The sequence below is a fragment of the Streptomyces sp. NPDC104581 genome (genome assembly GCF_055583685.1).
Genome location: NZ_JBVJNN010000028.1, coordinates 65,872 through 92,480 on the forward strand (window position 1 = coordinate 65,872; position 26,609 = coordinate 92,480).

The 26,609-nt window shown below is 72.7% G+C and carries 25 protein-coding genes and 1 pseudogene; 9 read left to right on the top strand and 17 right to left on the bottom strand.

The features are described 5' to 3' along the window. Positions 1–14: 14 nt before the first annotated feature. From ACZ61E_RS22290 to ACZ61E_RS22310, 5 genes are read right to left on the bottom strand one after another with little or no spacing between them, the layout of a single operon-like run. Positions 15–1,886 carry a non-ribosomal peptide synthetase gene (locus tag ACZ61E_RS22290; RefSeq protein WP_469701583.1) on the bottom strand — a complete coding sequence of 624 codons (1,872 nt, stop codon included), beginning with the start codon at positions 1,884–1,886 and terminating at the stop codon, positions 15–17. 11 nt (positions 1,887–1,897) lie between these two features. Further along, positions 1,898–2,986 (bottom strand): HAD-IIIC family phosphatase, encoded by a 1,089-nt coding sequence (locus ACZ61E_RS22295; protein ID WP_469701584.1) that lies wholly within the window; start codon positions 2,984–2,986, stop codon positions 1,898–1,900. Then, positions 2,983–4,143: an acyl-CoA dehydrogenase family protein gene (locus tag ACZ61E_RS22300; protein ID WP_469701585.1), complete on the bottom strand. Its 1,161-nt coding sequence runs from the start codon at positions 4,141–4,143 to the stop codon at positions 2,983–2,985. Before ACZ61E_RS22300 ends, ACZ61E_RS22295 begins: the two co-directional genes overlap by 4 nt. After that, entirely contained in the window at positions 4,127–4,408 is a 282-nt protein-coding gene (locus tag ACZ61E_RS22305; protein ID WP_469701586.1) for an acyl carrier protein, read from the bottom strand. The genes ACZ61E_RS22300 and ACZ61E_RS22305 overlap by 17 nt, the downstream gene beginning before the upstream one ends. Next, positions 4,405–5,448, bottom strand: a complete 1,044-nt coding sequence (locus ACZ61E_RS22310; protein ID WP_469701608.1) for a 3-oxoacyl-ACP synthase — start codon at positions 5,446–5,448, stop codon at positions 4,405–4,407. The genes ACZ61E_RS22305 and ACZ61E_RS22310 overlap by 4 nt, the downstream gene beginning before the upstream one ends. A 146-nt stretch (positions 5,449–5,594) precedes the next feature. On the opposite strand from ACZ61E_RS22310, the gene ACZ61E_RS22315 reads away from it, so the two are divergent. The 3 genes from ACZ61E_RS22315 to ACZ61E_RS22325 all read left to right on the top strand — a co-directional run bounded on the left by ACZ61E_RS22315 (position 5,595) and on the right by ACZ61E_RS22325 (position 8,260). Then, positions 5,595–6,428 (top strand): M23 family metallopeptidase, encoded by an 834-nt coding sequence (locus ACZ61E_RS22315; protein ID WP_469701587.1) that lies wholly within the window; start codon positions 5,595–5,597, stop codon positions 6,426–6,428. A 100-nt stretch (positions 6,429–6,528) separates the two neighbouring features. Then, a complete protein-coding gene (locus tag ACZ61E_RS22320) occupies positions 6,529–7,098 on the top strand; it encodes a YcxB family protein (protein WP_469701588.1) in 570 nt (189 codons plus the stop codon). Positions 7,099–7,285: 187 nt separating this feature from the next. Continuing rightward, entirely contained in the window at positions 7,286–8,260 is a 975-nt protein-coding gene (locus ACZ61E_RS22325; protein WP_469701589.1) for an SDR family oxidoreductase, read from the top strand. Between the two features lie 79 nt (positions 8,261–8,339). Here ACZ61E_RS22325 and ACZ61E_RS22330 read toward each other — a convergent pair whose 3' ends face one another. Continuing rightward, complete coding sequence (locus ACZ61E_RS22330) at positions 8,340–8,897, bottom strand: dihydrofolate reductase family protein (RefSeq protein WP_469701590.1); 558 nt, start codon at positions 8,895–8,897, stop codon at positions 8,340–8,342. 163 nt (positions 8,898–9,060) lie between these two features. Here ACZ61E_RS22330 and ACZ61E_RS22335 point away from each other — a divergent pair, with 163 nt between their 5' ends. Then, positions 9,061–10,335 (top strand): APC family permease, encoded by a 1,275-nt coding sequence (locus ACZ61E_RS22335; RefSeq protein ID WP_469701591.1) that lies wholly within the window; start codon positions 9,061–9,063, stop codon positions 10,333–10,335. 25 nt (positions 10,336–10,360) lie between these two features. On the opposite strand, the gene ACZ61E_RS22340 is transcribed toward ACZ61E_RS22335, so the two are convergent. Then, positions 10,361–10,939, bottom strand: a complete 579-nt coding sequence (locus ACZ61E_RS22340; protein ID WP_469701592.1) for a dihydrofolate reductase family protein — start codon at positions 10,937–10,939, stop codon at positions 10,361–10,363. 151 nt (positions 10,940–11,090) lie between these two features. On the opposite strand from ACZ61E_RS22340, the gene ACZ61E_RS22345 reads away from it, so the two are divergent. Then, on the top strand, positions 11,091–12,221 hold the full coding sequence (locus ACZ61E_RS22345; protein WP_469701593.1) for an alpha-L-fucosidase: 1,131 nt from the start codon (positions 11,091–11,093) through the stop codon (positions 12,219–12,221). 83 nt (positions 12,222–12,304) lie between these two features. Here the strand turns inward: ACZ61E_RS22345 and ACZ61E_RS22350 are convergent, their stop codons facing one another. The 6 genes from ACZ61E_RS22350 to ACZ61E_RS22375 form a co-directional block, all read right to left on the bottom strand. Continuing rightward, positions 12,305–13,252, bottom strand: a complete 948-nt coding sequence (locus tag ACZ61E_RS22350) for an ion transporter (protein WP_469701594.1) — start codon at positions 13,250–13,252, stop codon at positions 12,305–12,307. Positions 13,253–13,337: 85 nt separating this feature from the next. Then, complete coding sequence (locus tag ACZ61E_RS22355) at positions 13,338–14,360, bottom strand: hemolysin family protein (protein WP_469701595.1); 1,023 nt, start codon at positions 14,358–14,360, stop codon at positions 13,338–13,340. Next, on the bottom strand, positions 14,357–15,700 hold the full coding sequence (locus ACZ61E_RS22360) for a hemolysin family protein (protein ID WP_469701596.1): 1,344 nt from the start codon (positions 15,698–15,700) through the stop codon (positions 14,357–14,359). The genes ACZ61E_RS22355 and ACZ61E_RS22360 overlap by 4 nt, the downstream gene beginning before the upstream one ends. A gap of 160 nt (positions 15,701–15,860) precedes the next feature. Then, positions 15,861–17,255, bottom strand: coding sequence for an LCP family protein (locus ACZ61E_RS22365; RefSeq protein WP_469701597.1), 1,395 nt, complete (start codon positions 17,253–17,255; stop codon positions 15,861–15,863). A gap of 138 nt (positions 17,256–17,393) precedes the next feature. Then, the gene (locus ACZ61E_RS22370; protein WP_469701598.1) at positions 17,394–18,323 is read right to left on the bottom strand and encodes a M56 family metallopeptidase; all 930 of its coding nucleotides are present in this window, start codon (positions 18,321–18,323) and stop codon (positions 17,394–17,396) included. A 3-nt stretch (positions 18,324–18,326) separates the two neighbouring features. After that, on the bottom strand, positions 18,327–18,761 hold the full coding sequence (locus ACZ61E_RS22375) for a BlaI/MecI/CopY family transcriptional regulator (RefSeq protein WP_469701599.1): 435 nt from the start codon (positions 18,759–18,761) through the stop codon (positions 18,327–18,329). Positions 18,762–18,961: 200 nt separating this feature from the next. On the opposite strand from ACZ61E_RS22375, the gene ACZ61E_RS22380 reads away from it, so the two are divergent. The 3 genes from ACZ61E_RS22380 to ACZ61E_RS22390 all read left to right on the top strand — a co-directional run bounded on the left by ACZ61E_RS22380 (position 18,962) and on the right by ACZ61E_RS22390 (position 21,002). After that, positions 18,962–19,537, top strand: coding sequence for a TerD family protein (locus ACZ61E_RS22380; RefSeq protein ID WP_469701600.1), 576 nt, complete (start codon positions 18,962–18,964; stop codon positions 19,535–19,537). Positions 19,538–19,612: 75 nt separating this feature from the next. Continuing rightward, positions 19,613–20,194 carry a TerD family protein gene (locus tag ACZ61E_RS22385; protein WP_469701601.1) on the top strand — a complete coding sequence of 194 codons (582 nt, stop codon included), beginning with the start codon at positions 19,613–19,615 and terminating at the stop codon, positions 20,192–20,194. A 73-nt stretch (positions 20,195–20,267) separates the two neighbouring features. Further along, positions 20,268–21,002 carry a hypothetical protein gene (locus ACZ61E_RS22390; RefSeq protein ID WP_469701602.1) on the top strand — a complete coding sequence of 245 codons (735 nt, stop codon included), beginning with the start codon at positions 20,268–20,270 and terminating at the stop codon, positions 21,000–21,002. A gap of 22 nt (positions 21,003–21,024) precedes the next feature. On the opposite strand, the gene ACZ61E_RS22395 is transcribed toward ACZ61E_RS22390, so the two are convergent. The 4 genes and pseudogenes from ACZ61E_RS22395 to ACZ61E_RS22410 form a co-directional block, all read right to left on the bottom strand. Then, positions 21,025–21,933 carry a class I SAM-dependent methyltransferase gene (locus ACZ61E_RS22395; RefSeq protein WP_469701603.1) on the bottom strand — a complete coding sequence of 303 codons (909 nt, stop codon included), beginning with the start codon at positions 21,931–21,933 and terminating at the stop codon, positions 21,025–21,027. A gap of 179 nt (positions 21,934–22,112) precedes the next feature. After that, a pseudogene (locus ACZ61E_RS22400) lies at positions 22,113–23,198 on the bottom strand (NAD(P)-dependent alcohol dehydrogenase); the annotation flags it as partial. Between the two features lie 82 nt (positions 23,199–23,280). Further along, the gene (locus ACZ61E_RS22405; RefSeq protein WP_469701604.1) at positions 23,281–24,690 is read right to left on the bottom strand and encodes an aldehyde dehydrogenase family protein; all 1,410 of its coding nucleotides are present in this window, start codon (positions 24,688–24,690) and stop codon (positions 23,281–23,283) included. A gap of 7 nt (positions 24,691–24,697) precedes the next feature. Beyond that, positions 24,698–25,453, bottom strand: a complete 756-nt coding sequence (locus ACZ61E_RS22410; RefSeq protein WP_469701605.1) for a (5-formylfuran-3-yl)methyl phosphate synthase — start codon at positions 25,451–25,453, stop codon at positions 24,698–24,700. A 299-nt stretch (positions 25,454–25,752) separates the two neighbouring features. Between ACZ61E_RS22410 and ACZ61E_RS22415 the strand changes: the two genes are divergently transcribed. Further along, positions 25,753–26,355, top strand: coding sequence for a TetR/AcrR family transcriptional regulator (locus tag ACZ61E_RS22415; RefSeq protein ID WP_469701606.1), 603 nt, complete (start codon positions 25,753–25,755; stop codon positions 26,353–26,355). Positions 26,356–26,609: the final 254 nt, after the last annotated feature.

Below are 26,609 nucleotides of genomic sequence, written 5' to 3' on the forward strand. Positions count from 1 at the left end.
GGAACTCTCCTTCTTCACAGCTCGTAGGCGACCGGGACGGGACGGCGGGCTGCCGGCGGGGGCTGTTCTCCGGTGTCCCCGCTGCCCGCCCCGACGCGCTCCCCGATGGCGCGGGCCTGGGCGGCGATGGTGGTGAGGTCGAACAGCTCTCCGGCGCGGACCGTTCCCGGCCACCGCTCCTCCAGGGCGCCGTACAGCTCCAGCACCTTGAGCGAATTGCCGCCGAGGCCGAAGAAGTTGTCGTCCGTTCCGGCGTCCCGGTGCCCCAGTACGTCGGCCCAGACGGTCCGCAGAACGCTCTGGAGGCCGGTCCAGCCGTCGTCGCCCCCCGGGGGCGGGGCGGGGTGGTCCCCGGCGGCGGGTGCACGGGCGGCCAGCGCCGTACGGTCCACCTTGCCGGTGGAGGTGAGCGGCAGCCGGTCCGTCGGCACGAAGCTGGTCGGCAGGGCCTGTTCGACGAGCTGGAGGCGGCAGTGCCGGCGCAGTTCGCGCGGGTCCGGGGGCGTCCGCCCCGGCGCGGGCGTGAGGTAGGCGGTCAGGGTGGGCCCGTCGGCGCCGGGATCCGTGCACACCACGACGGCCTGGTCGACCGCCGGGTGCGCCTCGATCGCGGCCTCGACGTCCCCCAGTTCGACGCGGGCGCCGCGGATCTTCACCTGCTGGTCGGTGCGGCCGTGGTAGTGCAGGGCGCCGGTCTCGTCGCGGCGGGCGAGGTCGCCGGTGCGGTAGAGCCGGGCACCGGCCGGGCCGAACGGGGAGGCGATGAAGCGTTCCGCCGTGGCCCCGGGCGCGCGGGCGTAGCCGAGGGCCACGAAGGCTCCGCCGATGTACAGCTCCCCCGTCTCCCCGTCCGTCACCTCGCGCAGCCTGTCGTCCAGTACGTGTGCGGTGGCGCCGGGCCAGGGGCGTCCGATGGGTACGCGCTCGGACGCCGGGTCGGGCCGGTCCTCCACCGTGCAGGAGACGACGGTCTCGGTGGGCCCGTACTCGTTGGCCAGCCGGGCGCCGGGGAGCCGGGCGCGGTGGCTCGCGACGAGTTCGGGCGTGCAGACCTCGCCGGCGACGACCACCACCCGCAGGCTGTCCGGGAGCCGGCCGGGGTCCGCGAGCAGCAGCCGGTAGTAGGAGGGCACGACGACGAGGTGGGTCGCCCGGTGCCGTCGGGCCAGCAGGACGAACTCGGGGGCCAGGCGCAGTTCCCGCGCGGTGGGCAGCAGCACGGTGTGGCCGTGGGAGAACGACCAGAACATCCCGGCGAGCATGCCGTCGAAGGACAGGCGCATCGCCATGAGGAAGACCGACGGGTCGGTGCCGTAGACGGTGCCGCGCGGGCGGACGGAGTCGGCGAGCTGGCCGCGGCTCACCAGGACGCCCTTGGGCGGGCCGCTGGAGCCCGAGGTGTAGATGAGATAGGCGGGCGCGGTCTCGGCGGTCGCGGGGGCCGGGCCCTCGGCGGCACGGGCGCCGGCCTCGGCCAGGGCGGCGATTTCGAGGTCCTCGGCGGCCAGGAGGGGCGGCGCGTCCGGGAGGCCGGCCAGGTCCCGGTCGTCGCGGGTGCCGATGACCACGGCGCAGTCGGTGTCGTTCAGCAGGGCGCGCAGCCGGGCCACCGGCAGGTCCGGTTCCAGCGCGGCCCAGGCGGCTCCCACCCGCAGGGCGGCGAGTACGGCGGCGACGGCGACGGCGCTCTGTTCGAGACGGACGCACACGGTGCCGCCGGCACGGGCGCCGGCCTGACGCAGCAGCCCGGCGAGGCCGGCGGAGGCGTCGGCGAGTTCGCGGTAGGTGAGCGAGGTGTCGCCGATGACGAGCGCGGTGGCCAGGGGGGTGCGTGCCGCCGTGTCGAGGAACGCGTCGAGCAGTGGTTTCGGCTGGGTGTCCGTCACTTCCGGTCTCCTCACACGTTCCGGACGAGCAGACGGACATGGGCGCTGGGCTCCGGGTCCGGGTGGCCGGGGGGCACTTCGAGCACCACGGGTCCCGTGCCGCCCGCGCGCGCGCCGTCCGGGTGTCCGCCGGCCGGCCTCCCGCCGACCGGTGCGAATCCGGCGAAGCGCAGGGTGACCAGCATGTTGCGGTTGACGGCGGTCGGTACGAAGTGGGTCACCGGGCGGCGGCCCTCGTCGCGGGCCTGCTGGATGAGGTGGGCCAGCATCACTCCGCTCGCGCCGCGTGAGGCGACGCGGCAGGACATCAGCATCAGCCGCAGCACCGACTCGTCCGGGGTGAGTTCCGTGACGGAGAGGCCGACGATGCCGTAGTCGCCGAAACGGTCCTGGAGCCGGGCCAGCCGGATCCGGTGGTCGGGCGAGGCGCTGAGCCGGCGCAGTTCGTCCTCGCTGTAGATCAGGCCGGTGCTGTTGAGCTGGTTGGTGCGGACGGTCAGTTCGCTGGCGCGTGCGAGGTCGTCCTCGGTGGCCGGGGCTATCTCCATGACGAGGCCGAGTGAGGCGAGGAACTCCCGCCGGTCGCCACCGGACTCCTCCTCGGCCTGCCGGCGGCGCCACTCCGTACGGTAGAGCCGGCGCCGGTTCGCGGCCTCCGCCGTGACGTGCACCGGGCTGAACTCGGGGCGTGCGGAGAGCTGTCCGGCGAATTCGGCGGAGTAGCAGCGGACCATGGGCAGTTCGGCGTTGACCTGGGCGCGTTCGGCGGGGTCGTTGTCGATGAACGCGACGGTGTCCAGGCCGATGTTGAGCGTCTCGGCGATGTGGCGGACCTCGGCGGCCTTGTCGCCCCAGCCGATCCGCACCGCGCAGAACCAGTCGGCGAGACCGCAGGCGTCGAGGTGGGCGGTGGCCACCGCGTGGTCGCCGCGGCTGACGGCGGCGTGCAGGATGCCGCGGGAGTCCAGGGTGCGCAGCACGGTCGGCACCTGCGGGAAGGGCCGCGGGTCGTCCCCTTCGAGTACGACGCCGTCCCACAGGGTGTCGTCGAGGTCCCAGACGAGGCACTTGACGGTCGGTCTGCTCCCCGAGGCGGTCACGCGACCGCTCCGAACCGGCGCAGAAGGTGTGCGGCTATGTGGGATTCGGCCACTTCCTGGGCTCCTTCGATGATCTCCATGACCTTGGCGTCCCGGTAGTGGCGTCCGGCGCGGCTGTCCGGCGCGCACCCGGCGGCGCCGAGGATCTGCACGGCGTCCCTTCCGGCGTCGGCGCAGGCGGTGGCAGCGGCGTACTTCGCCATGATGGTCTCGGTGATGCCGCGCCCCGGCCCGCCGGCCCGCGCGCGGCCGGCCAGCGCGGCGAGTTCGCGTGCGGCGGCGGCCCGTACGGCGGTCCGGGCCAGCAGCGCGCCGACGGACTGGTGGCTGCCGAGGGGGGTGCCGCCCTGGCGGCGGCCGGCGGCGTGCGCGGCGGCGTCGGCGACGCACGCCTCCGCCATGCCGACGCAGCCCCAGGCGACCGTGTAGCGGCCGTGGTCGAGCGCGGTCGCCGCGATGTGCGACAGGCCGGCCCCCGGCGGGCCGATCCGGTGGTCCGCCGGTACCCGGACGGCGTCGAGGGTGACGTGGGCGATCCCGGCCGCGCGCATGCCGAGCTGTCCCCGGACGGGCTCCCGGCGCACCCCCGGCCGGTCGGTCTCGACCAGTACGGTGGTGGGCCGGCCGGCGCAGCGGCCGAGTACCAGGAGGACGTCCGCGGACTCGCCGAACGTGATCCACTTCTTGCGGCCCCTGACGGTGAGGGCGGCACCGTCGCCGGACTCCTCGATCTCCGTCCGCACCTCGCCGAGCGCGCTGCCCGCGCCGTCCTCGGTGGCCGCGAAACCGGCTGTCAGGGCTCCTTCGGCCAACTGCGGCAGCCAGTGGGCGCGTTGTTCGCGGGTGCCCCAGCGCAGCAGTGCGGCGGCGACCATCGACTGCACGGTGAGCAGGCCGCGCAGGGCGCTGCACACCCCGCCCAGATGTGCGGCGGCCTCGCCGAGCTGACCGGGTGTCAGATCGGCTCCGCCGTAGTGTGCGGGCAGGTCGGCGGCGAGCAGGCCCGTCCGCGCGAGGCTCCGGAGCACGTCCGGCGGGACCTCGCCGCGCGCGTCCCACTCGGCGGCCGGTACGCGGGCCTCGGCGGCGAGTTCGGCGGCGGCCGTGACCAGGGCCGGGGTCCCGGTCACGTCCTCGGACTCAGTGATCGCCGGCATGGATCCGGGCGGGCTCGTCACTGCCGGTCTTGCCGAGGACGAAGGCGGTGAGGCGGTTGGCGGTGCGGAAGCTGTCCAGGTCGAGGTCCTCCACCTCGACGGTCAGCGAGAACCGTTCCTCGACGTAGGTGACCAGTTCCAGCGCGAACAGCGAGTCGACCAGACCGAGTTCGAAGTAGTCGTCGTCGGGGCCGATGGGACGGCGCAGCGCGTCCGTCAGGAAGCGGGTGATCTCCTCGATCGTCCGCTCGTGCTGGTCGCTCATGCGAAGCTCCCCCGTCCGCTCCGCGGACCGATCTCGGCCAGTAGGACACTCCACGCCGCGACCGGACTCACGTTGATGAGCACGGCGAGGTCTCCCTCGGCCAGCTCCTTGCGGTCCAGGGCGGTGGAGAGGTTCAGGAAGGTGTCGTTGGGGCCCAGGTGTCCGAGGCCGCGCAGGTTCTCCCGGCAGGAGGGCAGCAGGGTGATGTCCAGGATCTCCTCGGTGAACGCCATGCCGCCGGCCGAGAGGTTCTGGCTGACGTAACCCGCGATGTCCGAGGGGGTGAGCCCGTTGCGCGTCAGCAGACCGGCCACCAGTTCGGCGAGGCGCTGTCTGCTCTCCATCGCGAGCCGGAAGGAGTAGCCGGGCAGGTCGGTGCACTCCTCACGCCACTGCGCGGTGGGCCGGTCGCGGTACTCCAGGCCGAAGAGGTTCCAGTAGCGGCCGTTGGTGTGCTGGGCGAGGTCGAGTATCCGGACCGGGGCCGCGTCGCGGGGGTGCCCGAGCAGCAGCGCGAGTCCGCTGTCGCCGTTGACGGTGACCGGGTGCCGGTAGCGGTGTTCGCCGGCGGGCTTGCTGCCGTGGACGACGAGCACGGGGCCGAGCCCGGGGTCGGCGGCGAGCAGTCCGCGCGCCGCCAGCAGGGCCGGGGTGGAGGAGACGCAGCCGAGGCCGCCGACGGAGAAGGTGAGCGCGGTATCGGCGCCCAGCGCGTGCTGGAGTCTGGTCGCCTCCGAGCTGATGAGTGTCTCGGGGGCGCGCGGCTCGACCAGGATCAGCGCGCCGAGGGCGGCGGCCGGCACACCGGCCGACTCCAGCGCGGCACGCGCGGCGTGCTCGGCCAGTTCGGCCGCGGTGAGGCCGTCCGCCACCGCCACGGTGTCGATGCCGAGCCGGAGGCAGGTGAGGCGGTCCGCGTCGGTGAGGCCCGCCAGTTCGGGCAGCTCCGCGACGGACCGGGTGCGGTCCGGAAGGTGCAGGCCGACGGCGTCGATCGCGACCGCCGGCGTGCTCGTACGGGACGTGCCCTCGGCGCCCATGCGCGCTCCCACCGTGTCGAGGCTCGGTCGTCGCCGACAGTAGAACTGTCCTACGGGATTGCGCAAGTACGTAAGAACTAATGATAGTTGCGCCCGGATCTGGAATGCTGAGGTCCTGTCACTCAGCTCATCTCGTGAAAGGCGCGATGTTGCAGACTCTCTGGAAGCGCCACGGCCTCGTGGTGGCCGCGGGCGCCGTGTGCGTCCTCGTCAACGCACAGGGCGTGGGCCCGTTGTGGTTCACCGGGGTCGCCCTGCTGGTCATCGGTGTCCTGATGCGCCGGGCCATGACCCTCGGACAGCGTCCGCCCGAGGACGAGGCCCCGCCGCTGGCCCTCGCGATCCCGGTGACCGGCCGCTGGATGGCACGTAACGGACCCGCGACCAAGGTGCCGAGCCACACCCACAACCTCGCCCAGACCTACGCCATCGACCTCGCCCGCCGCCCGGCACCGGAGCCCGTGTGGCTGTGGCCGGTGGCCCTGCGCCCCGAGTCCTACCCGTCGTTCGGCGAGCCGGTGTCCGCACCCGCCGACGGCCGTGTCGTGGCCGTCTCGGACTCACAGCGGGACCACCTCTCACGGACCTCGCTGGGCGGCCTGTTCTACGTACTCGCCGAGACCTTCATCCGTTCCCTCGGCGCCCCCCGCCATCTGCTGGGCAATCACGTCATTCTCGATCTGGGCGACGGGACGTACGCGCTCTTCGCACACCTGCGGCGCCACTCCTCGAAGGTAGCCGCGGGCGACCTGGTGACGGAAGGCCAGACGCTGGCCGAATGCGGCAACTCGGGCAACTCCTCGGAACCGCATGTGCACTTCCAGCTCATGGACGGCCCGGACATCACGTCCGCCCGCGGCCGGCGCTTCACCTGGCGCTACCGGGACGACGACGGCAAGGAGCACGAGGGCGCGCCCGCCGACAACACCGTATTCACCCCGGCCGTGCCGGTCCCCCCGGACGACCGCCCGGCGGCGTGATGCGGCGCAGCGGCCACCCCCCGCCCGCATCACACGCGGAGGCCCGCGAGCGTTGACCGGCTGCCGGTACAGTCGGTGCTCGTCATTCCAAGGGGGGCACATGAACGCCGACATGCCGGTAGAGCTGAGATACGTCGTGACATGGCGGGAGATATCCGACGGGCTGAAGATCCAGATGCGGCACAGCCCCGCCGGACGGTGGTGTTACCGCCTCCTGTGGGGGCTGGGCGCGCTGCTCGGCCTGGTGACCGTGGCCGGACTGCTGAGCGGAGAGCGCGCCGGGCTGGGCATGTGGCCGTTTCTGCTGATCCTCTGCGCCGGACTCCTGGTCGTCCGCTGGCTGATGGCTCTGGCCCTGCTCGCCTACGCCCGGCACCTCGGCGAACACCGCGTGACGCTCGACGAGGACGGGATCAGCACCGTCTCCCCGCGGCACACGAATCGGACCGGCTGGGGGTTCTACGGCCGCAGCTTCGAGACCCGGCGGGTATTCGTACTGATCACCCCGGACATCTGGGGAACCGGGGTGCTGATCCTGCCCAAGCGCGGCCTGGCCGCTCCGCGGGACTCCGAACGCCTGCGGTCACTGCTCGCCGGGCACCTCACGGCCGGGCAACGGCGGTCGTCACGGGGCGGTCTGCCGCGATCCGATGACGCCGAGAAGGTGTAGTTCCTCGTAGCTCTCGCTACCGGGCGAAGGCGGTGCGTGTACCTCGGACCGCTGATCCCCCCTATCGCACTACGACGGCGACGGCCGGCCCGATCGCTCCGCCCGGGATCGGGAGGCCGTGGATAACTCCCGTGGAACGAGCGCAGCATGAGAGGGCAGCCACTTCCGGCGACACGAGGAGCAGTCCATGGCACGCTCACATCCCGACATCACCGTTCCCGATCTCTCGGGCAGGCTCGCCGTCGTCACCGGTGCCAGCGACGGGGTCGGACTGGGCCTGGCGGGCCGTCTGGCCGCCGCCGGGGCCGAGGTCGTGATGCCCGTGCGCAACCGCCGCAAGGGCGAGGCGGCGATCGCGCACATCAGGGAGCGGCATCCGCGAGCGGCCCTGTCCCTGCGGGATCTCGATCTGGCGTCCCTGGGCTCGGTCGCCGCGCTCGGGGCGACGCTGCGCGACGAGAACCGTCCGATCCACATCCTCGTCAACAACGCCGGCCTGATGACGCCACCGGACCGGCAGACCACCGCCGAAGGGTTCGAGATCCAGTTCGGCACCAACCACCTGGGGCACTTCGCTCTCGTCGCCCATCTGCTGCCACTGCTGCGCGCGGGACGCGCCCGGGTGACGTCGCAGATCAGCATCAGCGCGAACGAGCACGCGATCAACTGGGACGACCTGAACTGGGAACGGTCCTACAACGGACGCCGCGCGTACAGCCAGTCCAAGATCGCGTTCGGGATGTTCGGGCTCGAACTCGACCGGCGCAGCCGGGCCGCCGGCTGGGGGATCACCAGCAACCTCGCCCACCCCGGGATCGCCCCCACCAGTCTCCTGGCCGCGCGCCCCGAGGTCGACCGGGCACGCGACACCGGGAGCGTGCGCGTCATCCGCGCGCTCGCCCGCGCCCGTGTGCTCGTCGGAACCGTCGAGACGGCGCAGTTGCCCGCGCTGCTGGCCGCGACGTCGCCGGACGCGCGCGGCGCCCGGCTGTACGGCCCCCGGGGTTTCGGGCACTGGTCGGGCGCGCCGGCCGAACACGCCGTCTACTCCCGGCTCCTCGGAGAGGCCGAGGCCGAACGCGTCTGGCGGCTCTCCGAGAAGCTCACCGGCACCTCGTTCCCGGCCGGCGGGGCGGCCCGGCCGCCGGGGGCCGGGGGGTGACGGCCGCCGGCCGCGCCGGCGCCGCGCTCCCCCGCCGGAACGTCCGCCGGGATGTCCGCCGGGCACGTCCGCCCGTCGCTCAGCGGGTCCGGTAGCGCGCGTAGACCAGTCCGCTGTCGAAGGCGCGCCGGTCGACCAGTTCGAGATCGAGGCGCACGCCGTCGGGGAAGAACCGCTTGCCGCCGCCGACCACGCTCGTGGTGACGAACAGGTGGTACTCGTCGACCAGCCCGGCCCTGATCGCCTGGGCCGCGAGGTGCGGGCCGTCGACGGTGAGGTCCCGATCGGCCTCGTCCTTGAGCCTGCGCACGGCCGCCGGGTCGAAGGTCCGCTCGATCCTGGTCCGCGCGCTGGAGACCGACTCCAGCGTCGTGGAGTACACGACCTTCTCCGCCGCCTGCCAGTCACGGGCGTACTGGAGGATGTGCGGCGGGCTGCCGGGCGCGGTGAGCGCGGTCTCCCAGTAGACCATCGTCTCGTACATCCGCCTGCCGTACAGATACGTACCGACGGGGCGGAAGAGGTCGTTGATGAAGGTGTGCACCTCCGGGTCCTCCGCCCCGGTGCCGAGGTCGCCCTCCGCCGCCTCGGCGTAGCCGTCGAGCGAGGTGACCATCGAGTAGATGAGCTGGGCCATGTGTCTCCTTCGGGTACGGGCGCGGCGTCCGCCGGCGTCCCTGGGACCATGACCGCCGGACGGCCCGGAATTCATCGGCCGGCCGGGGGACGGGCACCACGGGTTGTATAACGTCTGCCGGTATCGAGAGCCGTGCGCGGGACCGGAACCGGAGAGAGGGCCGATGAGCGAGGCGTCGAACGGCGCGGGCCGCCCCGACGGGTTGGAGCGGCGGCTGGGACTGTCCGACGCCGTGACGATCGGCCTGGGGTCGATGATCGGCGCGGGGATCTTCGCCGCCCTCGCTCCGGCCGCGCACGCCGCCGGCTCCGGACTGCTGCTCGGCCTGGTCCTGGCCGCGGTGGTGGCGTACTGCAACGCCACCTCGTCCGCCCGGCTCGCGGCCCGCTACCCGGAGTCGGGCGGCACCTATGTGTACGGGCGCGAGCGGCTCGGTGCCTTCTGGGGCCATCTGGCCGGATGGAGCTTCGTCGTCGGCAAGACCGCCTCCTGCGCGGCCATGGCCCTCACCGTCGGCTCGTACGTGTGGCCGGATCAGGCGCGGGCGGTGGCGGTCGCGGCGGTGGTGGCGCTGACCGCCGTGAACTACGCGGGGGTGCGGAAGTCCGCGCTGCTCACCCGGGTGATCGTGGCCGTCGTCCTCGCGGTGCTCGCGGCGGTGGCCGTCGTCGCCTTCACGTCGGGCGCCGCGGACACGGGCCGGCTGGCCGTCGGCGGGGACGCCACCGCCGGCGGCGTGCTCCAGGCGGCGGGGCTGCTGTTCTTCGCCTTCGCCGGGTACGCGCGGATCGCCACCCTCGGCGAGGAGGTCCGTGATCCGGCCCGCACCATCCCCAGGGCGGTACCGGTCGCGCTCGGCGTCACGCTCGCCGTCTACGCCGTCGTCGCCGTCGCCGCCCTGGCGGTGCTGGGCCCGCGAGGGCTGTCCGGGGCCGGCGCGCCGCTGTCGGAAGTGGTCCGCGCCGCGGGGGCCGGCCAACTGGTGCCGGTGGTGACGGCCGGGGCGGCGGTCGCCGCGCTCGGCTCGCTGCTGGCGCTGATCCTCGGTGTCTCGCGTACGACGCTCGCGATGGCCCGTGACCGGCACCTGCCGCACGCCCTGGCCGCCGTGCACCCACGCTTCGGGGTCCCGCACCGGGCCGAGCTCGCGGTCGGTGCCGTGGTGGCGGTCGTCGCCGCGACAGCGGACCTGCGCGGGGCGATCGGCTTCTCGTCCTTCGGGGTGCTGGCCTACTACGCCGTCGCGAACGCCTCCGCCTGGACCCTCACCCCGGACGAGGGCCGCCCCGCGCGCGTCGTGCCCGCTGTCGGGCTGGCCGGGTGCCTGGTGCTCGCCTTCGCCCTGCCCCCGGTCTCGGTCGTTGCGGGAGCCGCGGTACTGGCGGCCGGAGCCGCGGCCTTCCGGGTCCGCCGCGCCGTCGCCGACCGCGGCCCGTAGCGGCTCGTCGCGGCCCGGACGCGGATCAGGGGTGGGGGGTGGGCCGGTAGACGGCCTCCTGGATGTGGCTGTCGAGCGTCCGGTGACCGATCAGTTCGAGGTCGAAGTCGGCCGCGCCGCGGAAGACCGGGTCAAGCCCGGTCCTGCCGGTGATCACGGGGAAGATCGTCACCTGGACGCGGTCGACCAGACCGGCGGCCAGCAGCGCCCGGTTCATCGACAGGCTGCCGTGCGAGCGCAACGGGACCGGGGACTCCTCCTTGAGCCGTGCGACGACATCGACGGCGTCCCCGCGGGCGACGCTCGCGTCCGGCCAGTCGAGGGGCCCTTCCAGGGTGGTCGACACCACCGTCGCCGGAAGGTTCCTCATCCGCGTGACCCACGGATCACGCACATCGGACTCCTCGGTGCTCCCGGCCAGCATCCGGGTGAACAGCCGATAGGTGTTGGCCCCGAACACCATCCGCTGGTCCTCGCCGTACAGGGCGAGGCGGTGGTCGAGGAGTTCGGGCCCCTGCTTGCCCCAGTAGCCGGTCCAGTCACCGCCGGCGGCGCCGTAGCCGTCGAGGCTGGAGAAGACGTCGAACGTGTAGACAGCGGACATGGTGCGCTCCTTCAAGGCGGCTGATCGTGTACGGGGGACATGACTGCGGACCACGGAGAAACTCATCGTGCGCGGACTCCCGGAGCACGGCCACCTCGGCGGCGTACGGCGGGCGCGGTGCCCGATCGCACGGGGCATAGGGTCGGGAACCGTGGAAGACACCGAGGAAGACCACGGACGTGCCGTCCGGGGCCCGGCCGTCCGGCGGGCCGCGCGGGGCACGGAGGCGCCCCTGCAAGCGAGCCCCCGGGGACTGGCCCGCTACCGCGAGGACCGGTTCGGCATGTTCGTCCACTGGGGCCTGTACTCGATGATCGGCCGCGGCGAGTGGGAGCAGGTCGTCGCGCGGATTCCGGCGGCGGAGTACGCGCCGCTGGCCAGGCTGTTCAACCCCGCGGCCTTCGACGCGAGGGAGCTCGTGGCCCTCGCCGAGGCGGCGGGCCAGCGCTATCTCACCATCACCAGCCGTCACCACGACGGCTTCTCCATGTACGACACACGACTGTCCGACTTCAGGATCACCAACTCTCCGTTCCGGCGCGACCCGATCGCCGAACTCGCCGACGCCTGCCGGGAATCCGGCAGCGTCAAGCTGGGCTTCTACGTCTCGCTCGTCGACTGGCACCACCCCGGCTACCTCGACCCGTCCGGCTGGGAGGACTATCTCGCCTTCCTCTTCGGACAGGTCGAGGAGCTCTGCACGGGGTACGGGGAGATCGCGCAGATCTGGTTCGACGGCGACTGGCCCAACTCACCGGTGGCCGGGGAACACCCCGGCTGGTTCACCACCGACCGGCCGTGGCGCTATCCGGAGCTGTACGACCTCGTCCACCGCCTCCAGCCGGACGCCGTGCTCCTGAACAACCGCAAGGACGGCCTCCAGCCCGGCGAGGACGTCCAGGGCTTCGAGAACGACCTGCCCGGCGAGAACACCTCGGGGCTCAACCCAACCCCGGCACTCGCGGTGCCCCGCGAGACCTGTCTGACGATGAACCACAGCTGGGGCTACGAGCCCCATGACACGGCGTACAAGGACCCGGACCGGATCGTCCGCACCCTGCTGGACTGTGTGGCCGCCGACTCCAACCTGCTGCTGAACGTCGGTCCCACGCAGTCCGGCGACGTACCGGCCCCCGCACGCCAGCGGCTGCGCGAGGTCGGACGGTGGCTCGACCGGCACGGCGACGCCGTGTACGGCGCGGGCCCGGGGCCGGAGCCGGGCAGCATCCGCTCCCGGGACGGGCGGGTCCGGCGGCTGTCCGGTCTGCCGGCCCGGATCTGACGGAGCGTCAGACACGCTGCGGCGGACATCCCCGGGGAGCGCGGGACGGCCGCGCGGCCCCCGACGCGGCGCCCCGGGCGGTCTTACCAGACGGCTCGGGCACGCGTGCTGTCGGCAGGTGGCGGCTCACCGGCCGGGCCCGTCGCGCCCTGCCGGTTCGCTTCGGCGCGGGCGTGGGCGAGCTGGGCCTCGATGGTGTCCAGTGCCCGTCTCGCGGCGGCGATCTGTTCCCGGATGTCGTGCAGCGGGTCGGCGGCGCCGCCGCGCCGCTCCGGCCCCGTCTCCGTCTCTGTCTCCGTCCCGGCCTCCATCTCCCGTGCCTCCTGGAGGGAGTTGATGACGACGCCGATGAGCAGGTTCACCAGGAGGAACGAGCCGAGCAGGACGAAGGAGGCGAAGTACAGGATCGTCCAGCGGGAGATCTCCAGGCCCGCCCGTACCGCGTCGCCGAGGCCGTCCAGGGTGATCAGGAGGAACAGGGTGAGCGCAGCGCGGCCCAGTGAGCCGTAGTGCTCGGGGTCCTCGGGGGCGAAGAAGACCCAGCCGATCATCGCGTAGACGTAGAGGAGCAGGGCCCCGACGAGTACGAAACTCAGCGTCCCCGGCAGGCTCTTGCCGACAGCCACGATGACGATGCGCAGCTGGGGCAGGAAGCGGGCCGCGCGCACCACCCGTGCCAGGCGCAGCAACCGCAGCACGGTCGCGTTCTCGCGTGCGAAGGGCATGAAGGCGAGGCCCACCACCGCGAGGTCGAAGAGGTTCCACGGATCGCGGAAGAACTCCCGGGGGCGGTCGGCACAGGCCGCGGCGCGCAGCACGATCTCCGCGGTGAAGGCCGCGAGGAAGACGTGTTCGGCCGTCTTCAGGGTGCCGTGCCACCGCTCCACGGCTCCGGTGTAGGTCTCGGCTCCCAGCAGGACGGCGTTGCCGATGATGAGTCCGAAGACGGCGACGGTGAACGGGGTCGACCCGGTCACGCGGCGCGTACGGACCGCCAGGACGGACTGTAAGTGGGCGGTCCGTTCGGACATCGCTTTGTCGCTTCTTCTCTCGGGGGTTCGTGCGGGCTCTCGGGTGGTCCGGTGATCACCCGCTCGGCGATCACCGGACGCGTGGTCAGTCGTCGCTCGTCGCGGGGCCGACGAGTTCTTCGAGGAGGTCCTCCATGGTGACGAAGCCGACGATGTCGCCCGTCTCCCCGGCCACGGCGGCGAGATGGGTCCCCGCGGACCGCATCGCCGTCATCGCGTCGTCCAGGGGCGTGTCCGTCTCGACGCGGACCACGGGGCGCAGGGCGGTGGCGGGCAGCGGCAGATCGCGTTCCGTCACCCCGAGGGTGTCCTTGATGTGCAGATACCCCCGTACCCCGCCCTCCGGCCCGGTGACCGGCAGCCGGGAGAACCCCGAGGTGACGGCGGTGTCTTCCAGGAGACGAGGGGTGACGTCGTGCCGCACCGTCACCGTCTCGGCGAGGGACACCATCACCTCTCCCACGGGCCGGCTGCCGAGTTCGAGGGCGTCGCGCAGCCGCTCGCCGTCGGCCGGTTCGATCAGGCCGGCGTCGCTGGAGCCCTTGACCATCCGTACGAGTTCGTCGTCGGTGAAGACCGAGGCGACCTCGTCCTTCGGTTCGACCTTCATCAGCCGCAGCAGCACGTTCGCGAAGGCGTTGATGCCGAAGATGACCGGCCGCAGGCCACGGGTCAGGGCGACGAGCGACGGGCCGAGGATCAGCGCGGTCCGTGCCGGGGCGGCGAGCGCGATGTTCTTCGGGATCATCTCGCCGATCAGCATGTGCAGATAGGTCGCCAGGGTCAGCGCGATCACGAAGGCGATGGGGTGGACCAGGGCGTCCGGCACACCGATGGCCTCGAAGGGCGGTTCCAGGAGATGGGCGATGGCGGGCTCCGCCACCGCGCCGAGGACGAGTGAGGAGATGGTGATGCCGAGCTGCGCGGTGGCCATCGCCGCCGAGAGGTGCTCCAGCCCCCACAGGGTGTTCCTGGCGCGGGTGTTGCCCTTGAGCGCGGCCGGTTCGATCTGGCTGCGGCGTACGGAGATCAGGGCGAACTCGGCCCCGACGAAGAAGGCGTTGGTGAGCAGGGTGAAGGCACCGATGGCCAGCTGAAGGGCTGTCATGACGGCTCCGTGTCGTTCGGTGAAGCCGGGGACGGCGGCTCGGGGGCGGTGACGCGGACACGGTCCGCGCGGTGGTGCTCGATGTGGAGCACGGCGAGCTGCCATCCTCCGACGTCGAGCCGGTCCTGGAGCGTGGGGATGCGTTCCAGCCGGTCGGCGATCAGACCGGCGAGGGTCTCGTAGGAGCCCTCGGGGGCCTCGAACCCGATGCGCCCGAGCTCGTCCAGCCGTACGCGGCCGTCCGCCTCCCAGACGGCGCGGCCGTCCGCGGCCGGTTCGCGCTCGATCAGGTCGGGGCGCTCGTGGATGTCGTGCTCGTCGCGGACCTCGCCGATCACCTCCTCCACGATGTCCTCCACGGTGGCGATGCCCGCGGTGCCGCCGTACTCGTCGACGACGACGGCCATCGCGCGGCTCTGCCTGAGCCGTCGCAGCAGCCGGTCCACCGGGAGGGAGTCGGGCACGCGCAGCGGTTCGGTCACCAGTGCGGTGACCGGGGTCTCGCCCCGTACCGCTTCGTCCAGGGCCAGTACGTCACGGATGTGGACGGTGCCGATGATCTCGTCCAGGCCGTCGCGGTGGACGGGGAAACAGGACAGTCCGGTCGCCAGCGCCAGGTTCGCGGCGTCGGCGGCGGTGGCCGCGGCCTCCAGGACCCGCATGTCGACGCGCGGGGTCATGACGTTCTCGGCGGTCAGCTCGCCCAGGTGGAGGGTGCGGACGAACAGTTCGGCGGAGTCCTTCTCGATGGCGCCCTCACGGGCGGAGTGCCGTACGAGCGCGACGAGTTCCTCCGGCGTACGGGCCGAGGCCAGCTCCTCGGCGGGTTCCAGGCCGATCCGGCGTACGACCCGGTTCGCGGTGTTGTTCAGATGCCGGATCAGCGGGGCGAAGCAGGCGGTGAAACCCCGCTGCGGGGCGGCCACCACCTTCGCGACGGCCAGGGGGCTGGCGATCGCCCAGTTCTTCGGTACCAGCTCGCCGATCACCATGAGCATCACGGTGGACGCCGCGACGCCGAGCACGGTGGCGGCGGTCGGGACACCGCCCGGCGGCAGGCCGATGGCCTCCAGCGGGCCGCGCAGCAGCACGGACAGGGAGGGCTCCGCCAGCATGCCGATGATCAACGAGGTGACGGTGATGCCGAGCTGGGCGCCGGAGAGCTGGAACGTGAGCCGTTTCGCGGCCTTCAGCGCACTGCCGGCGCCCCGCTCCCCCGCCTCGGCCGCGCGCTCCAGCTCATCGCGTTCGACCGTGGTCAGGGCGAACTCGGCGGCCACGAAGACGGCGCAGGCGAGGGTGAGCGCCAGGGCGAGGAGCAGCAGGAGCACCGCGGTCATCGCGACACCTCCGGCCCGTGGCTCACGCCCGCCGAGGGGGTGGCAGGAACGGCGACGGCGACGCCTGCGCCGGGGGGTTCATCCATGACGGGACCACAGCTTTCTGTCGGTCGGTCGGTCGATCCGGGGACGGACGGGATCGGTTCGGGCACGGTCGTGTTCAGCGGACACCGTCGAAGTCGCCGCCGACGGTCAGGGTCACTTCACCGGGGGTGGCACCGCTGTCCTCGGACGGTTTCGTTCCTGGCAGCCGGGAGGCGAGCGCCCGTGCCTGCCGTTCCAGACCGCCGGGGAAGCTGACCGACGTGTCGTCGCTGTCGCGGGGCGCGTTGCCGGTCCCCACGACGGTGAAGCCGACCGCGCGCAGGAGGTCGGCGGCCCTGGCCGCCTCGCCGGCCCTGCCCGTCGCGTTGAGTACGCGGACCCGGACCGCCGTCGCGTAGAGCGGGTCCTCGCCGCCGGCCTCGACGGACTTCTTGTCGACCTCGCGGTCCTCGGCCAGCGAGGCGAACAGATCAGCCGCCTGCGGGTACTGCCAGACGACATTGGCCTTGTCGGACGGGACATCGGCCTCGCGCGGGTAGTTGGGCACGGTCAGGAAGGTGAGGCGGTCGCTCGGGATGGCCTTGAGTTCGGAGGCGAGTGCGGTCAGGGGCTTGATCCCGGCCAGTTCCCTGTCCGTGGTCAGCGACTCGGTGGCCGAGTCGAGGAAGCCGTACAGGGCCGTCGGACTGGTCAGCTTCTCCTGCGCCTTGGCCGCGAGCGCCTCCATGAACTCCTGCTGCCGGCCTATGCGTCCGATGTCGGAGCCGTCTCCCACGCTGTAGCGGGTCCGGACGTAGCCGAGTGCCTTCTCACCCTTGACCGTCTGGCATCCCGCCGCCAGGTCGAGATGTGCCTTCTTGTCGCGGATCGCGGTCTCGGGGCACACCTCTATGCCGTCGAGGGCGTTCACCATGCCCTTGAACCCCTGGAAATCCACCGACATGAAGTGGTCGATGCGCAGGCCGGTGTTCTCCTCGACCGTCTTGATGGTGCAGGCCGCCGCTCCGGCGACCTCACCGCCGGTGCCACCGACCGCGAACGCCTCGTTGATCTTGAACTGGTGCTCTTTCGACTCGGTGCCGTCGCCACGGTCGCAGGCCGGTATCCGCACCCAGGAGTCGCGGGGCAGGGAGACCACGGTCGCCCACTCGCGGTCGGCCGCCACGTGCATGACCATCAGGGTGTCCGACTGCATGGTCGTCAGGCCCTTGCCGTACTTGCCGTTGTCGCCGTCGCGCGAGTCCGAACCGACCACGAGGATGTTCTTCGATCCCGGGCTGGTGTTGGCCGGCCGCTCGCCGCCGAGTCTGCCGTCGATGTCCGCGGAGTGGATGTTCCCGTCCAGGCTCCGGTACGCCCAGAGGCCGGTCCCGCCGGCGACGACCAGCAGGACGGCCAGCACCGCGCCGCCGCGTACGAGGAGCTTTCCCCGCCTGGTCAGCCGCGCGGGCGGCTCTCCGGCGGCGCCGCGCGCCGCGCGCCGCCGTGGCTTCCTGCGTTCCCCACCCATGTCGTTCCTTCCGCGTTCGGCGTGCGGTTCGGTCCGCCCCGTCGCCGGACCGAATCACACCAGGTGAACTCTACATAGCTGTAGAGGAGGCCCCGCGTCCGCCTCGGCCACCGGGCGGGGCGGCCGGGACGGCGGGCCCTACAGCGGGGTGGCCGCTTCGAGTACGAGGAAGAGCGCGATCGCGGCGTTGAGGGCGGAGAGGGCGGAGAGGGCCGTACCCGCCGCGGCGACGTAGGCCGCGACGCCGGTCGGGGTGAGCGCCGGCGGCCACCGCCGGTCCGGCGGCACGGGGCCCAGCAGCGCGGCCACCCTGCGCGGGACCGGCCCGGCGGCGAACGCCGGCAGGGGCGGCGCGGAGGCGCGCCGGGAGACGAGCGCCGCCTTGCCGACGGCCCGTGCGGCGGTGCGCCGGTCACCCGTCACCCGGGCCGCCTCCTCGTCCGCCCAGCGTTCGGTGCTGTAGGCGACGGCGGACATCAGAGGACGCAGCAGCGGGTTGGCGCAGCCCGCGAGCCGGACCGCGAGCAGCAGCCGGTGGTGGCGGCCCGCGAGGTGCGCGCGCTCGTGCGCGAACAGCGCCTCGCGCTCCGCCGGATCGAGACAGGCCAGCATGCCGGTGGACACCACGATCCGGCCCGGAGCGCCGGGCAGGGCGTACGCGTACGGGGAGGCGTCACGCAGGACCGCGACCTCGGACCGGTCCGGACCCGAGTCGAGCGTGCGATGCGCGAGCGCGTGGAAGCGGTGGTGCCGCAGCACGGCGTACGCGCACGCCGTCGCCACCACGAGCAGGGCGAGGATGGCCGCCTTGCCGAAGAACTGGTCGTGCGGCACGGCCTCGCGCACCTCGGGGTCCGACCAGCCGTCGGGCAGCGGGTTGCCGGGCAGTTGCGCGGTGCCGACGACCACCAGCAGTCCCAGGCACAGGGTGCTGCACGAGGCGAGGATCACCGCGACCGCCGTCAGCAGCCGGGCGGCCCGGCGCGGGTGCAGATGCCGCTCGGCCAGGCGTGCGATGGGCAGCGCGGTCAGCGGGAGCACCAGCGGCAGGAAGACGAAGACGCCCATGGATCATTCGTCCGGTTCGGCGGTCGGCGCGGCGGGTGAGCCGGGCCCGGCGTCGTTCAGCAGGGACCTCAGAAGGTCCTCGTCGTCGGAGGAGAGGGCGGACACGAAGCTGGACAGCACGGCGTCGCGGTTGTCCTGCCGGTCGAGCAGCCGCCGCATGCTCAGCGCGGTGAGATCGGCCTCGTCCACCGCGACCGACTGCCACAGGACGGGCCGCCCCGGGCCGGTGCGGGTCACGGCCTTCTTCTCGTGCAGACGCGTCAGGATCGTGATGACCGTGCTGTACGAGAGGTCCTCCCCCAGCCGCCGCTGGACCCAGCCGACGGGCACCGGTGTGGTGGCGTCCCCGAGCACCGACAGCACCAGCGCTTCGAGCTCCCCCTGCCCCCGCCTCCGGGCACGCGGTGGCTGCCCGTGATCATCCCGCTCTCCGGCCACGATGTGATCCCCTTCCCGATTCCGGCTGCCCCACAGCGACCCCGGGCGCCATGCCCGCAGGTCCGCGAGACGCTCCACTCTCGCCGATCGCGGCGGATCCCGCAGCATCCCATCTCTACAGTGTTGTAGATTTCAGGGAGCGGCACCGTCCACCGGACGGTCGCCGTCCGGAACACGACGAGTGGAGAGTGGGAAACGCGATGGGTGTGAGCCTCGGCAAAGGCGGAAATGTCTCGCTGAGCAAGGAGGCCCCCGGCCTGACCGCGGTCCTTGTCGGCCTCGGCTGGGACGTCCGGACCACCACCGGCGCCGACCACGACCTGGACGCGAGCGCGCTGCTCTGCGACCAGGCCGGCAAGGTGCTCTCCGACCAGCACTTCGTCTTCTACAACAACCTGAGGAGCCCGGACGGCTCCGTCGAGCACACCGGCGACAACCTCACCGGCGAGGGCGAGGGCGACGACGAGATCGTGAAGGTCGACCTCGCCGCCGTACCCGCCGGTGTCGCGAAGATCGTCTTCCCGGTGTCGATCCACGACGCGGACGCCCGGGGCCAGAGCTTCGGCCAGGTACGCAACGCGTACATCCGCGTCGTCAATCAGGCGGGCGGGGCGGAGATCGCGCGCTACGACCTGAGCGAGGACGCGTCCACGGAGACCGCGATGGTCTTCGGCGAGCTGTACCGGCACGGCGGGGAGTGGAAGTTCCGCGCGGTCGGACAGGGCTACGCCTCCGGGTTGAGCGGCATCGTCAGGGACTTCGGCGTCAACCTCTGATCCCCCATGTCATCGGCCGGCCCCCGCCGGCTCCGACCGGACGGCCACCGTCCCCCGCAGAGAGCGGAACGAACCATGAGCGTCAACCTTTCCAAGGGCCAGCAGATCAGCCTCACCAAGTCCGGCGGCGGTGAACTCACCGTCGTACGGATGGGACTCGGCTGGAAGTCCGCGCCCCGCAAGGGCTTCTTCGCCCGTATGACCGCCCGTGAGATCGACCTGGACGCGTCGGCGGTCCTCTTCGCCGGGCAGGAGGCGCAGGACGTCGTCTTCTTCCAGCACCTGAACAGCGACGACGGTTCGGTCCGGCACACCGGCGACAACCGGGTCGGCGGGGCCGGCCAGGGCGGGGACGACGAGTCGATCGTCGTGGACCTGCAACGCGTGCCCGTGCACGTCGACCAGATCGTGTTCACCGTCAACTCGTTCACCGGCCAGACCTTCGAAGAGGTCGAAAACGCCTTCTGCCGCCTGGTCGACGAGACCACCGGGCAGGAGCTGGCGCGCTACACCCTGACCGGTGGCGGGCGGCACACCGCGCAGATCATGGCCAAGGTGCGGCGCTCCGGCGGCGGTTGGCAGATGACGGCCATCGGCGCCCCTGCCGAGGGCCGCACCTTCCAGGACCTGATGCCCGCCGTCGCGTCGCACCTCTGACGGCGCGCCCGGCGCGCGGGAGCGCCGGGAAGCACGGGGGAACACCGGGGAACCACCACGACTCGGGGGTGCCATGGACGGATCATCACGGCTCCAGGACGCGGACAGAGCCGATTACACCGAGGCTCTGGACGATGTCATCGGCTCGGCCGAGATACAGCGGCGGCTGGAACGGGCCGGTGTGAAGGCGAGCCGGCTGCGCGTTTGGGGACTTGCCGCCGGACCGCGAGTGGTGTCGGCCGTCGAACCGGAGTACCGGTCGTACGTCGCGCTGCGGCAGCGGACCGGCGGGGCGCCGCCCGTACCGTCCCTGTCCGGACCGGGCCGCCAACAGGTCGACGGCGCGGGCCTGTTGCCGGTCCTGGCGGTCCTCACCCCCGTCCTGGCGCTCATCGCGGCCGGTGTGTTCCTGCTGCTGGGCCACGGCCTGCGGTTCGCGGGGAGCGCCCCGGCGTCGGCCGACACCCTGGTCCTCTCGGGCCGGGTCAGTCTCGTCGTCGGGGTGCTCACCGCCGTCGGTGGCGTACTCGGTCTGTACCGCACGGCCTCACGGCACCGGACACCGGGAGGCCGGCGGGACCCGGCGGCGTCGCCGGAGCTGGCGACGGCGCGGGCGGCCTGGCGGCGGCAACTGCGCCTCGCCATAAGGGCGCTGCTGCTCCAGTACCTCGACGGACTCGCACCGCCCGCGGCGAGCGAGGAGGGGCCCGCGGCCCATCGCCCCCGCTTCACCAGCCCGCGCTACAGCGGGCCCGACTTCGGCGCCACCGAGCCACCCGGACCCGATCTGCCCACCCTGCGCGGCTGATCGCACGGGAGCGGGCGCGGCGTCACGGCCGGGGTCTCTCCGCGAAGACCCACCGGTTGCCGGCCAGCGCGTCGTTGTCCTCGGGCAACGGGCCGCGTCCGTGCTCACGGGTGAAGTCGAAGGGGGTGCGGACCGAGGTGGTCCAGCCCCTGCCCGCCAGAGCGCCGGCGGAGTCGGGCCGTGGTTCCCGGTCGAAGAGGCCGAGCAGATCGATGCCGATCTGCCGCGCCGTGGCGGTGTAGAGAGGGCTGTCGCGGTATGCCAGCAGGTCCTTTTCGAGTTTGACCTCGAACGCCAGCGCGCTGCCTCCCGCGCTCAGCCGGTCGACGGTGTCGATGAGATATGTCTCGGCCGCGCCGGGCAGATAGAACAGCAGCCCCTCGGCCAGCCAGACGGTCGGGGCGGCCGGGTCGAACCCGGCGTCGGCCAGGGCTTCCACCCAGTCGTCGCGCAGATCGACCGGGACGGGTACGCGCGCCGCCCCCGGGGTGGCCGACAGCCCGTCGAGGACCCGGCGCTTGAACGCCAGCACACCTTCCCTGTCGATCTCGAAGACCACACACCCGTCGGGCCAGTCGAGCCGGTACGCCCGCGAGTCCAGTCCCGCGCCCAGCAGCACCACCTGGCGGGCGCCGCTCGTGCGCACCGACCGGAGGAGGAAGTCGTCGAGGACCCTCGTCCGCAGACCGAAGTAGCGCGCGAAGCGCCCCCACAGGGGGTTCGCGTCCCCGCCCTCGGCCTGCTGGATACGGACCGGCCAGGCGGCCGAGGCGGGTGCGGCGAGCACGAAGTGCTCCGCGTAGACGTCCTGGGCCAGCGTGTCGTGGCGGTGGGTCTCGATCGCCCGTGCCGCGGCGACCATGAGAGCGGTCAGACCGACACCTCCCTCCACGCCCTCCACACCGGTGTTCAGATGCGCTGTGCCGACCACATGTCCTCCATCGGACGAGTTGGGATGGACGAGTTGGGACCACGGGGAGTGCGGAGTACCGATGCGGGAGCGAACCACCGCTGAGAGACCGGCGAGGGACGGTGCGCGGCGGAGGCCTGGGGCCGCCGCTCCGGGCGCCCCGCCGTCGGCGTCCTGTCCCGGCCGGTGCCGGTCGAGCCGGGAAGCAGGACGGGTTTGATCACGCGGCCCGCGTCGCAGTCGCGTTCGGCCTCGTTGATGTCGGCGAGCGGGTACGTGCGGATCAGCTCGTCGAAGGGGAACCGCCCGGCCTGCCAGAGCCCGGTCAGCCGTGGGATCAGCAGCCCCGGCACCGCGTCGCCCTCGCAGATGTGGGAGATCCTCCGGCCCCGGTCCAGCGCTCCCGGTTCGATCGGCAGCGCGGAGTGGAGCCGTGCCACCAGACCGAGATGTCCGGTGGGGCGCAGGGCCCGCAGCGCGTCGTTGATCAGCGGGGCGGAGCCGGTGGTGTCCAGCGCGTACCGCGCGCCGCCGTCGGTCAGCCGCCGGATACGGCCGGGCAGTCCGGCCGACGCGGCGGGCAGCGGTACCGCGCCGAACCGTTCGGCGAGGGCGAGCCGTCCGGGGTGCCGGTCGACGGCGACCGTCACCGCCCCGGAAGCGGTGGCGGCCATCACCGCCGCCAGACCCACCGCTCCCGCGCCGAGGACCACGAGCGTGTCGCCGGGTCCGGCGCGGAAGGAGTTGAAGACCGCCCCGGCGCCGGTGAGGAAGCCGCAGCCGAGCGGTCCGAGCAGTTCGACGGGCAGCGAGGGGTCGGCGCGGACGGCGTTGCGGGCCGGAACCACCGCGTACTCGGCGAACGAGGACTGGCCGAACCACCGCGGGGCCAGTGCGCCCCCGGCCGCGTCGGTGAACCGCGCGGCCCGCTCCTCGCGCCCTCCGAAGAGGTTGAGCGAGCCGAAGGAGTCGCAGTAGGCGGGGGCCGCGCCCAGGCAGTTCCGGCAGTTCCCGCAGGAGTCGAAGCTCAGCACGACGTGGTCGCCGACGCTCAGACCGGTGTGCGGGCCGCCCGTCTCCGCCACGATCCCGGACCCCTCGTGGCCGAGCACCGCCGGCAGCGGTGAGCGGCCCCCGGAGCCCCGGACCGCGAGATCGGTCCGGCACATCCCGCAGCCGGCGATCCTGACCAGGATCTCGCCGTCGGCCGGTCCCTCGTGCAGGATCACCTCCTCGACGGCGAATCGGCTCTCGTACGCACGCAGCACCGCCGCGCCGAACCTCATCGTCATGTGCCGGACCCCACCGTCATGCGCGCTACCCCACCTTCATGTGCCGGACCCCGCCGTCATGTGCGCCGCCTCGCCGTCACGCCGCCTCCGGGCGGTGCACGACGAACGGCCGGAGGTTGCCGTAGAGCCCCCAGGGCCCGCCCGCGACGCCGACACCGCTCTCCTTGATGCCCGCGAAGGGCTGGGCGAGGGAGAGTTCGGCGTGGTGGTTGATCCATGCCGTCCCGCACTCCAGCCGGTCCGCCACCGCCGCGGCCCGGTCGGGATCGGTCCCCCACACGGAGCCGCCGAGCCCGAAGCCGGTGTCGTTGGCCGCCTCGACGGCCTCGTCCACGCTCCCGTACGGCAGCACCGGAAGGACCGGACCGAACTGCTCCTCCGTCACCACCGGGCTGTCGGCCGGGACATCCGCCAGGATCGTCGGGGCGTAGAAGTGGCCGGGCCGGTCCAGCCGGTGGCCGCCGGTCACGACCCGCGCGCCGTCCGCGAGGGCACGGGCCGTGTAGCGCTCGACGCGGGCCAGTTGAGGGGAGTTGTTGACCGGGCCCAGTCGGGTACCCGCGTTGAGACCGGGTCCGACGACGGTCGCCTTGGCGCGCCGGGCGAGGGCCTCGACGACGTCCGAGTACAACCGGGCCGGGGCATAGACGCGCTTGACCGCCATGCAGACCTGACCGCAGTTGCGGAACGCCGCCCAGAACAGCCGGTCCGCGATCCGCTCCACATCGACGTCATCCAGCAGGACGGCCGCGTCATTGCCGCCCAGCTCCAGGGTGACGCGGCCGAGCGACGCCGCCGCGCCCGCGGCGACGGCCCGTCCGGTGGGAACGGAGCCGGTGAAGGTCACATGACGGATCCCCGGGTGGGCGGCGAGCCGGGCGCCGAGGGGTTCACGACCGGTGACGACCGTCAGCACGTCCTCGGGCAGCACGGCGGAGATGACGGACACCAGGAGCCGGGTGGCGAGGGGCGTGAAGGGAGAGGGCTTGAGCACCACCGTGTTCCCCGCGGCGAGCGCGGGCGCGAATTTCGCCGACGCGAGCTGGAGGGGGAAGTTCCACGGGACGATCGCGGCGACGGGCCCGAGCGGTCGCCAGCGGATCTCGGCGCTCACCGGCCGGCCGTCCCTGATGGGCTGGGGCTCCGGACCGGGTGCCAGCTCCGCGAAGTAGCGCAGCCGGGCAGCCGTACGGGCGATCTCCGCGTACGACTCGGCCAGGGGTTTGCCCTGCTCACGCGTGAGCAGGGGGGCGAGGTCCGGGCCGGCCGCCTCCACGGCGTCCGCCGCGGCCCGCAGCGCGCCGGCGCGGGCGGCGGCGTCGGCCCGCCATCCCCGCCATGCCTCCCGGGCCCTGCCGACGACGGCGTCCAACTCCTCCGGCCGCTGGTCCGGGGCCTCATCGAAGATCTCACCCGTCGCCGGATCGTGTACGGCGAAGCGCGCGCCGCCCTTCCCGGGCGCGCCACGGGGGTGGGTCGCCGGCATGCCGGGGTCAGCTCGCGGCGGCGACGGCGGCCGGGTGTTCCCGGGCGTGCCGGTCCATCTCCGCACGGAAGTCGGCCACCAGCCGGGGCTGAATCCTTCCGCTGTCGCGGTCGCCGCCCTGGCAGACCGCCCCGCGCACCCCCACGATGTCCGTGCCGATCCGGGTCAGCGTGCCGAGGTCGCCCGCCTGCACGCTGCCGGCGAGTGCGGCGAGCAGATCGGCCTCGTGGGCCAGCCGGACGAACTCCGCGCAGACCTCCGGCGGAACGTGGTCGAACAGCCGGGTCCCGTCCTTGACCGCGGTGTCGAGCATGGCCGCGTCGGAGCCGGACAGCCGGGCGATGTCGGGCAGGGCGAGCGGGTTGACGCAGCCGATCCGGTGGGCGTCGGCGTAGCCGGAGGCGACCACGAACGCGTCCGGCCGGTGTTCCTTCACCGCCCGGACGACGCCCCGCATGACATCGACGGCCTGTTGGGGGGTCGTGCATCCGTAGAGGCCGACCTTGATGTACGTGGCTCCCGAGACGACCGCGCCGAGTGCCGCCTGTGCCACCGTGCCGGGCTTGTACGGCACGTCTCCCACGGTCGCGGAGACCGGCTTGTCCGCCGGGACCGCCTCACGGATCTCCCTGATGACCCACGGGAAGTTCGCACCGAGCGACCCCTCGTCGGGCTTCTTGACATCGACGATGTCGAGATGCTCCGCGGCCTTCGCGCAGTCGAGGGCCTCCTCGACGCCGTCCGGGGAGATGAGAAGCAACAATGTGGACTCCTTCCACCGCAAACGCACCTGCCGGCAGGCAGGTGTGCGGAGTCGCCTGGATCCCTTTCGGGTCCGCTCATCATTACGGGGGCCGGGGACCGCCGGTAGGGCGTGCGGAGTCCGAACGGGGACGGCCGGGGAGCACCGGACGCGCCGTGCACGCCGGTTCGAACCGGCTCCTTCGACCTCGGCGATGAACGGGCCGTCCCCCAGGTCTGCCATCATGGGCGAAACGGAACCTCGCTCCGGTCACGGCGCGCAGGACGGTTCCGCACCATGACCACGGAAGGGGCGTCGCGGTGGACGACAGCGGCCGGAGTACGGGGAGCACGGCCGGCTCCGGGCGCAGGGACGCCCGGCGCAACCGCCAGACCCTGCTGGACGCGGCCGCGGCGGTGTTCGTCACCTCGGGGGTGGAGGCGCCGGTGCGCGACATCGCGGCCGAGGCCGGTGTCGGGATGGGCACGGTCTACCGCCACTTCCCCACTCGCGCGGACCTCGTCATCGCCGTCTACCGCCACCAGGTCGACGCCTGCGCCGAAGCCGGTCCCGCCCTGCTGGCGGCCGGGCCCACTCCGTATGCCGCTCTGGGGCGGTGGATCGATCTCTTTGTCGACTTCCTGGTCACGAAGCACGGTCTCGCGGCCGCCATGCAGAACGACAGGGCCCGTTTCGAGACGCTGCACGCCTACTTCCTGGACCGCCTGGTGCCGGTGTGCGCGCACCTCCTGGACGCCGCCTCCGCCGCCGGTGAGATCCACTCCGACGTCGACGCCCTCCAGCTCATGCACGGCATCGGCAATCTCTGCATCGGCGCGGACAGCGACCCCGGCTACGACGCGCGCCGGCTGGTCGCACTCCTGGTGGCGGGCCTGAGCCGGCCGGCTCAGTCAATACGTTAGACAGCCGGAGCGCACCCGAGCACGCCCGGAATCCGGCGCCGGCGGGCGACAACTCACCACGGGCTCCGACCGGTTGAGCGTCGGGGCGTCGACTTCGTCCAACACGTTGTACAGACTTCTTCGCCGGTTCCCGCCTTCCCGGACACGGGAGCGGGGGGGGGGGGGGGGGGGGGGGGGGGGGGGGGGGGGGGGGGGGGGGGGGGGGGGGGGAGGGAGGGGGGGGGGGAGGTGCAATACGCAAACGGTGCCCACGA

Bases quoted from the DNA above. Each gene is read 5' to 3' on its own strand.
- ACZ61E_RS22335 (WP_469701591.1), top strand. From the start codon at position 9,061: ATGAGCGAGGCGTCGAACGGCGCGGGCCGCCCCGACGGGTTGGAGCGG.
- ACZ61E_RS22315 (WP_469701587.1), top strand. From the start codon at position 5,595: ATGTTGCAGACTCTCTGGAAGCGCCACGGCCTCGTGGTGGCCGCGGGC.
- ACZ61E_RS22380 (WP_469701600.1), top strand. From the start codon at position 18,962: ATGGGTGTGAGCCTCGGCAAAGGCGGAAATGTCTCGCTGAGCAAGGAG.
- ACZ61E_RS22350 (WP_469701594.1), bottom strand. From the start codon at position 13,252: ATGTCCGAACGGACCGCCCACTTACAGTCCGTCCTGGCGGTCCGTACG.
- ACZ61E_RS22330 (WP_469701590.1), bottom strand. From the start codon at position 8,897: ATGGCCCAGCTCATCTACTCGATGGTCACCTCGCTCGACGGCTACGCC.
- ACZ61E_RS22325 (WP_469701589.1), top strand. From the start codon at position 7,286: ATGGCACGCTCACATCCCGACATCACCGTTCCCGATCTCTCGGGCAGG.
- ACZ61E_RS22385 (WP_469701601.1), top strand. From the start codon at position 19,613: ATGAGCGTCAACCTTTCCAAGGGCCAGCAGATCAGCCTCACCAAGTCC.
- ACZ61E_RS22370 (WP_469701598.1), bottom strand. From the start codon at position 18,323: ATGGGCGTCTTCGTCTTCCTGCCGCTGGTGCTCCCGCTGACCGCGCTG.
- ACZ61E_RS22405 (WP_469701604.1), bottom strand. From the start codon at position 24,690: ATGCCGGCGACCCACCCCCGTGGCGCGCCCGGGAAGGGCGGCGCGCGC.
- ACZ61E_RS22340 (WP_469701592.1), bottom strand. From the start codon at position 10,939: ATGTCCGCTGTCTACACGTTCGACGTCTTCTCCAGCCTCGACGGCTAC.
- ACZ61E_RS22305 (WP_469701586.1), bottom strand. From the start codon at position 4,408: ATGAGCGACCAGCACGAGCGGACGATCGAGGAGATCACCCGCTTCCTG.
- ACZ61E_RS22365 (WP_469701597.1), bottom strand. From the start codon at position 17,255: ATGGGTGGGGAACGCAGGAAGCCACGGCGGCGCGCGGCGCGCGGCGCC.
- ACZ61E_RS22390 (WP_469701602.1), top strand. From the start codon at position 20,268: ATGGACGGATCATCACGGCTCCAGGACGCGGACAGAGCCGATTACACC.
- ACZ61E_RS22360 (WP_469701596.1), bottom strand. From the start codon at position 15,700: ATGACCGCGGTGCTCCTGCTGCTCCTCGCCCTGGCGCTCACCCTCGCC.
- ACZ61E_RS22300 (WP_469701585.1), bottom strand. From the start codon at position 4,143: ATGCCGGCGATCACTGAGTCCGAGGACGTGACCGGGACCCCGGCCCTG.
- ACZ61E_RS22320 (WP_469701588.1), top strand. From the start codon at position 6,529: ATGAACGCCGACATGCCGGTAGAGCTGAGATACGTCGTGACATGGCGG.
- ACZ61E_RS22310 (WP_469701608.1), bottom strand. From the start codon at position 5,448: ATGGGCGCCGAGGGCACGTCCCGTACGAGCACGCCGGCGGTCGCGATC.
- ACZ61E_RS22355 (WP_469701595.1), bottom strand. From the start codon at position 14,360: ATGACAGCCCTTCAGCTGGCCATCGGTGCCTTCACCCTGCTCACCAAC.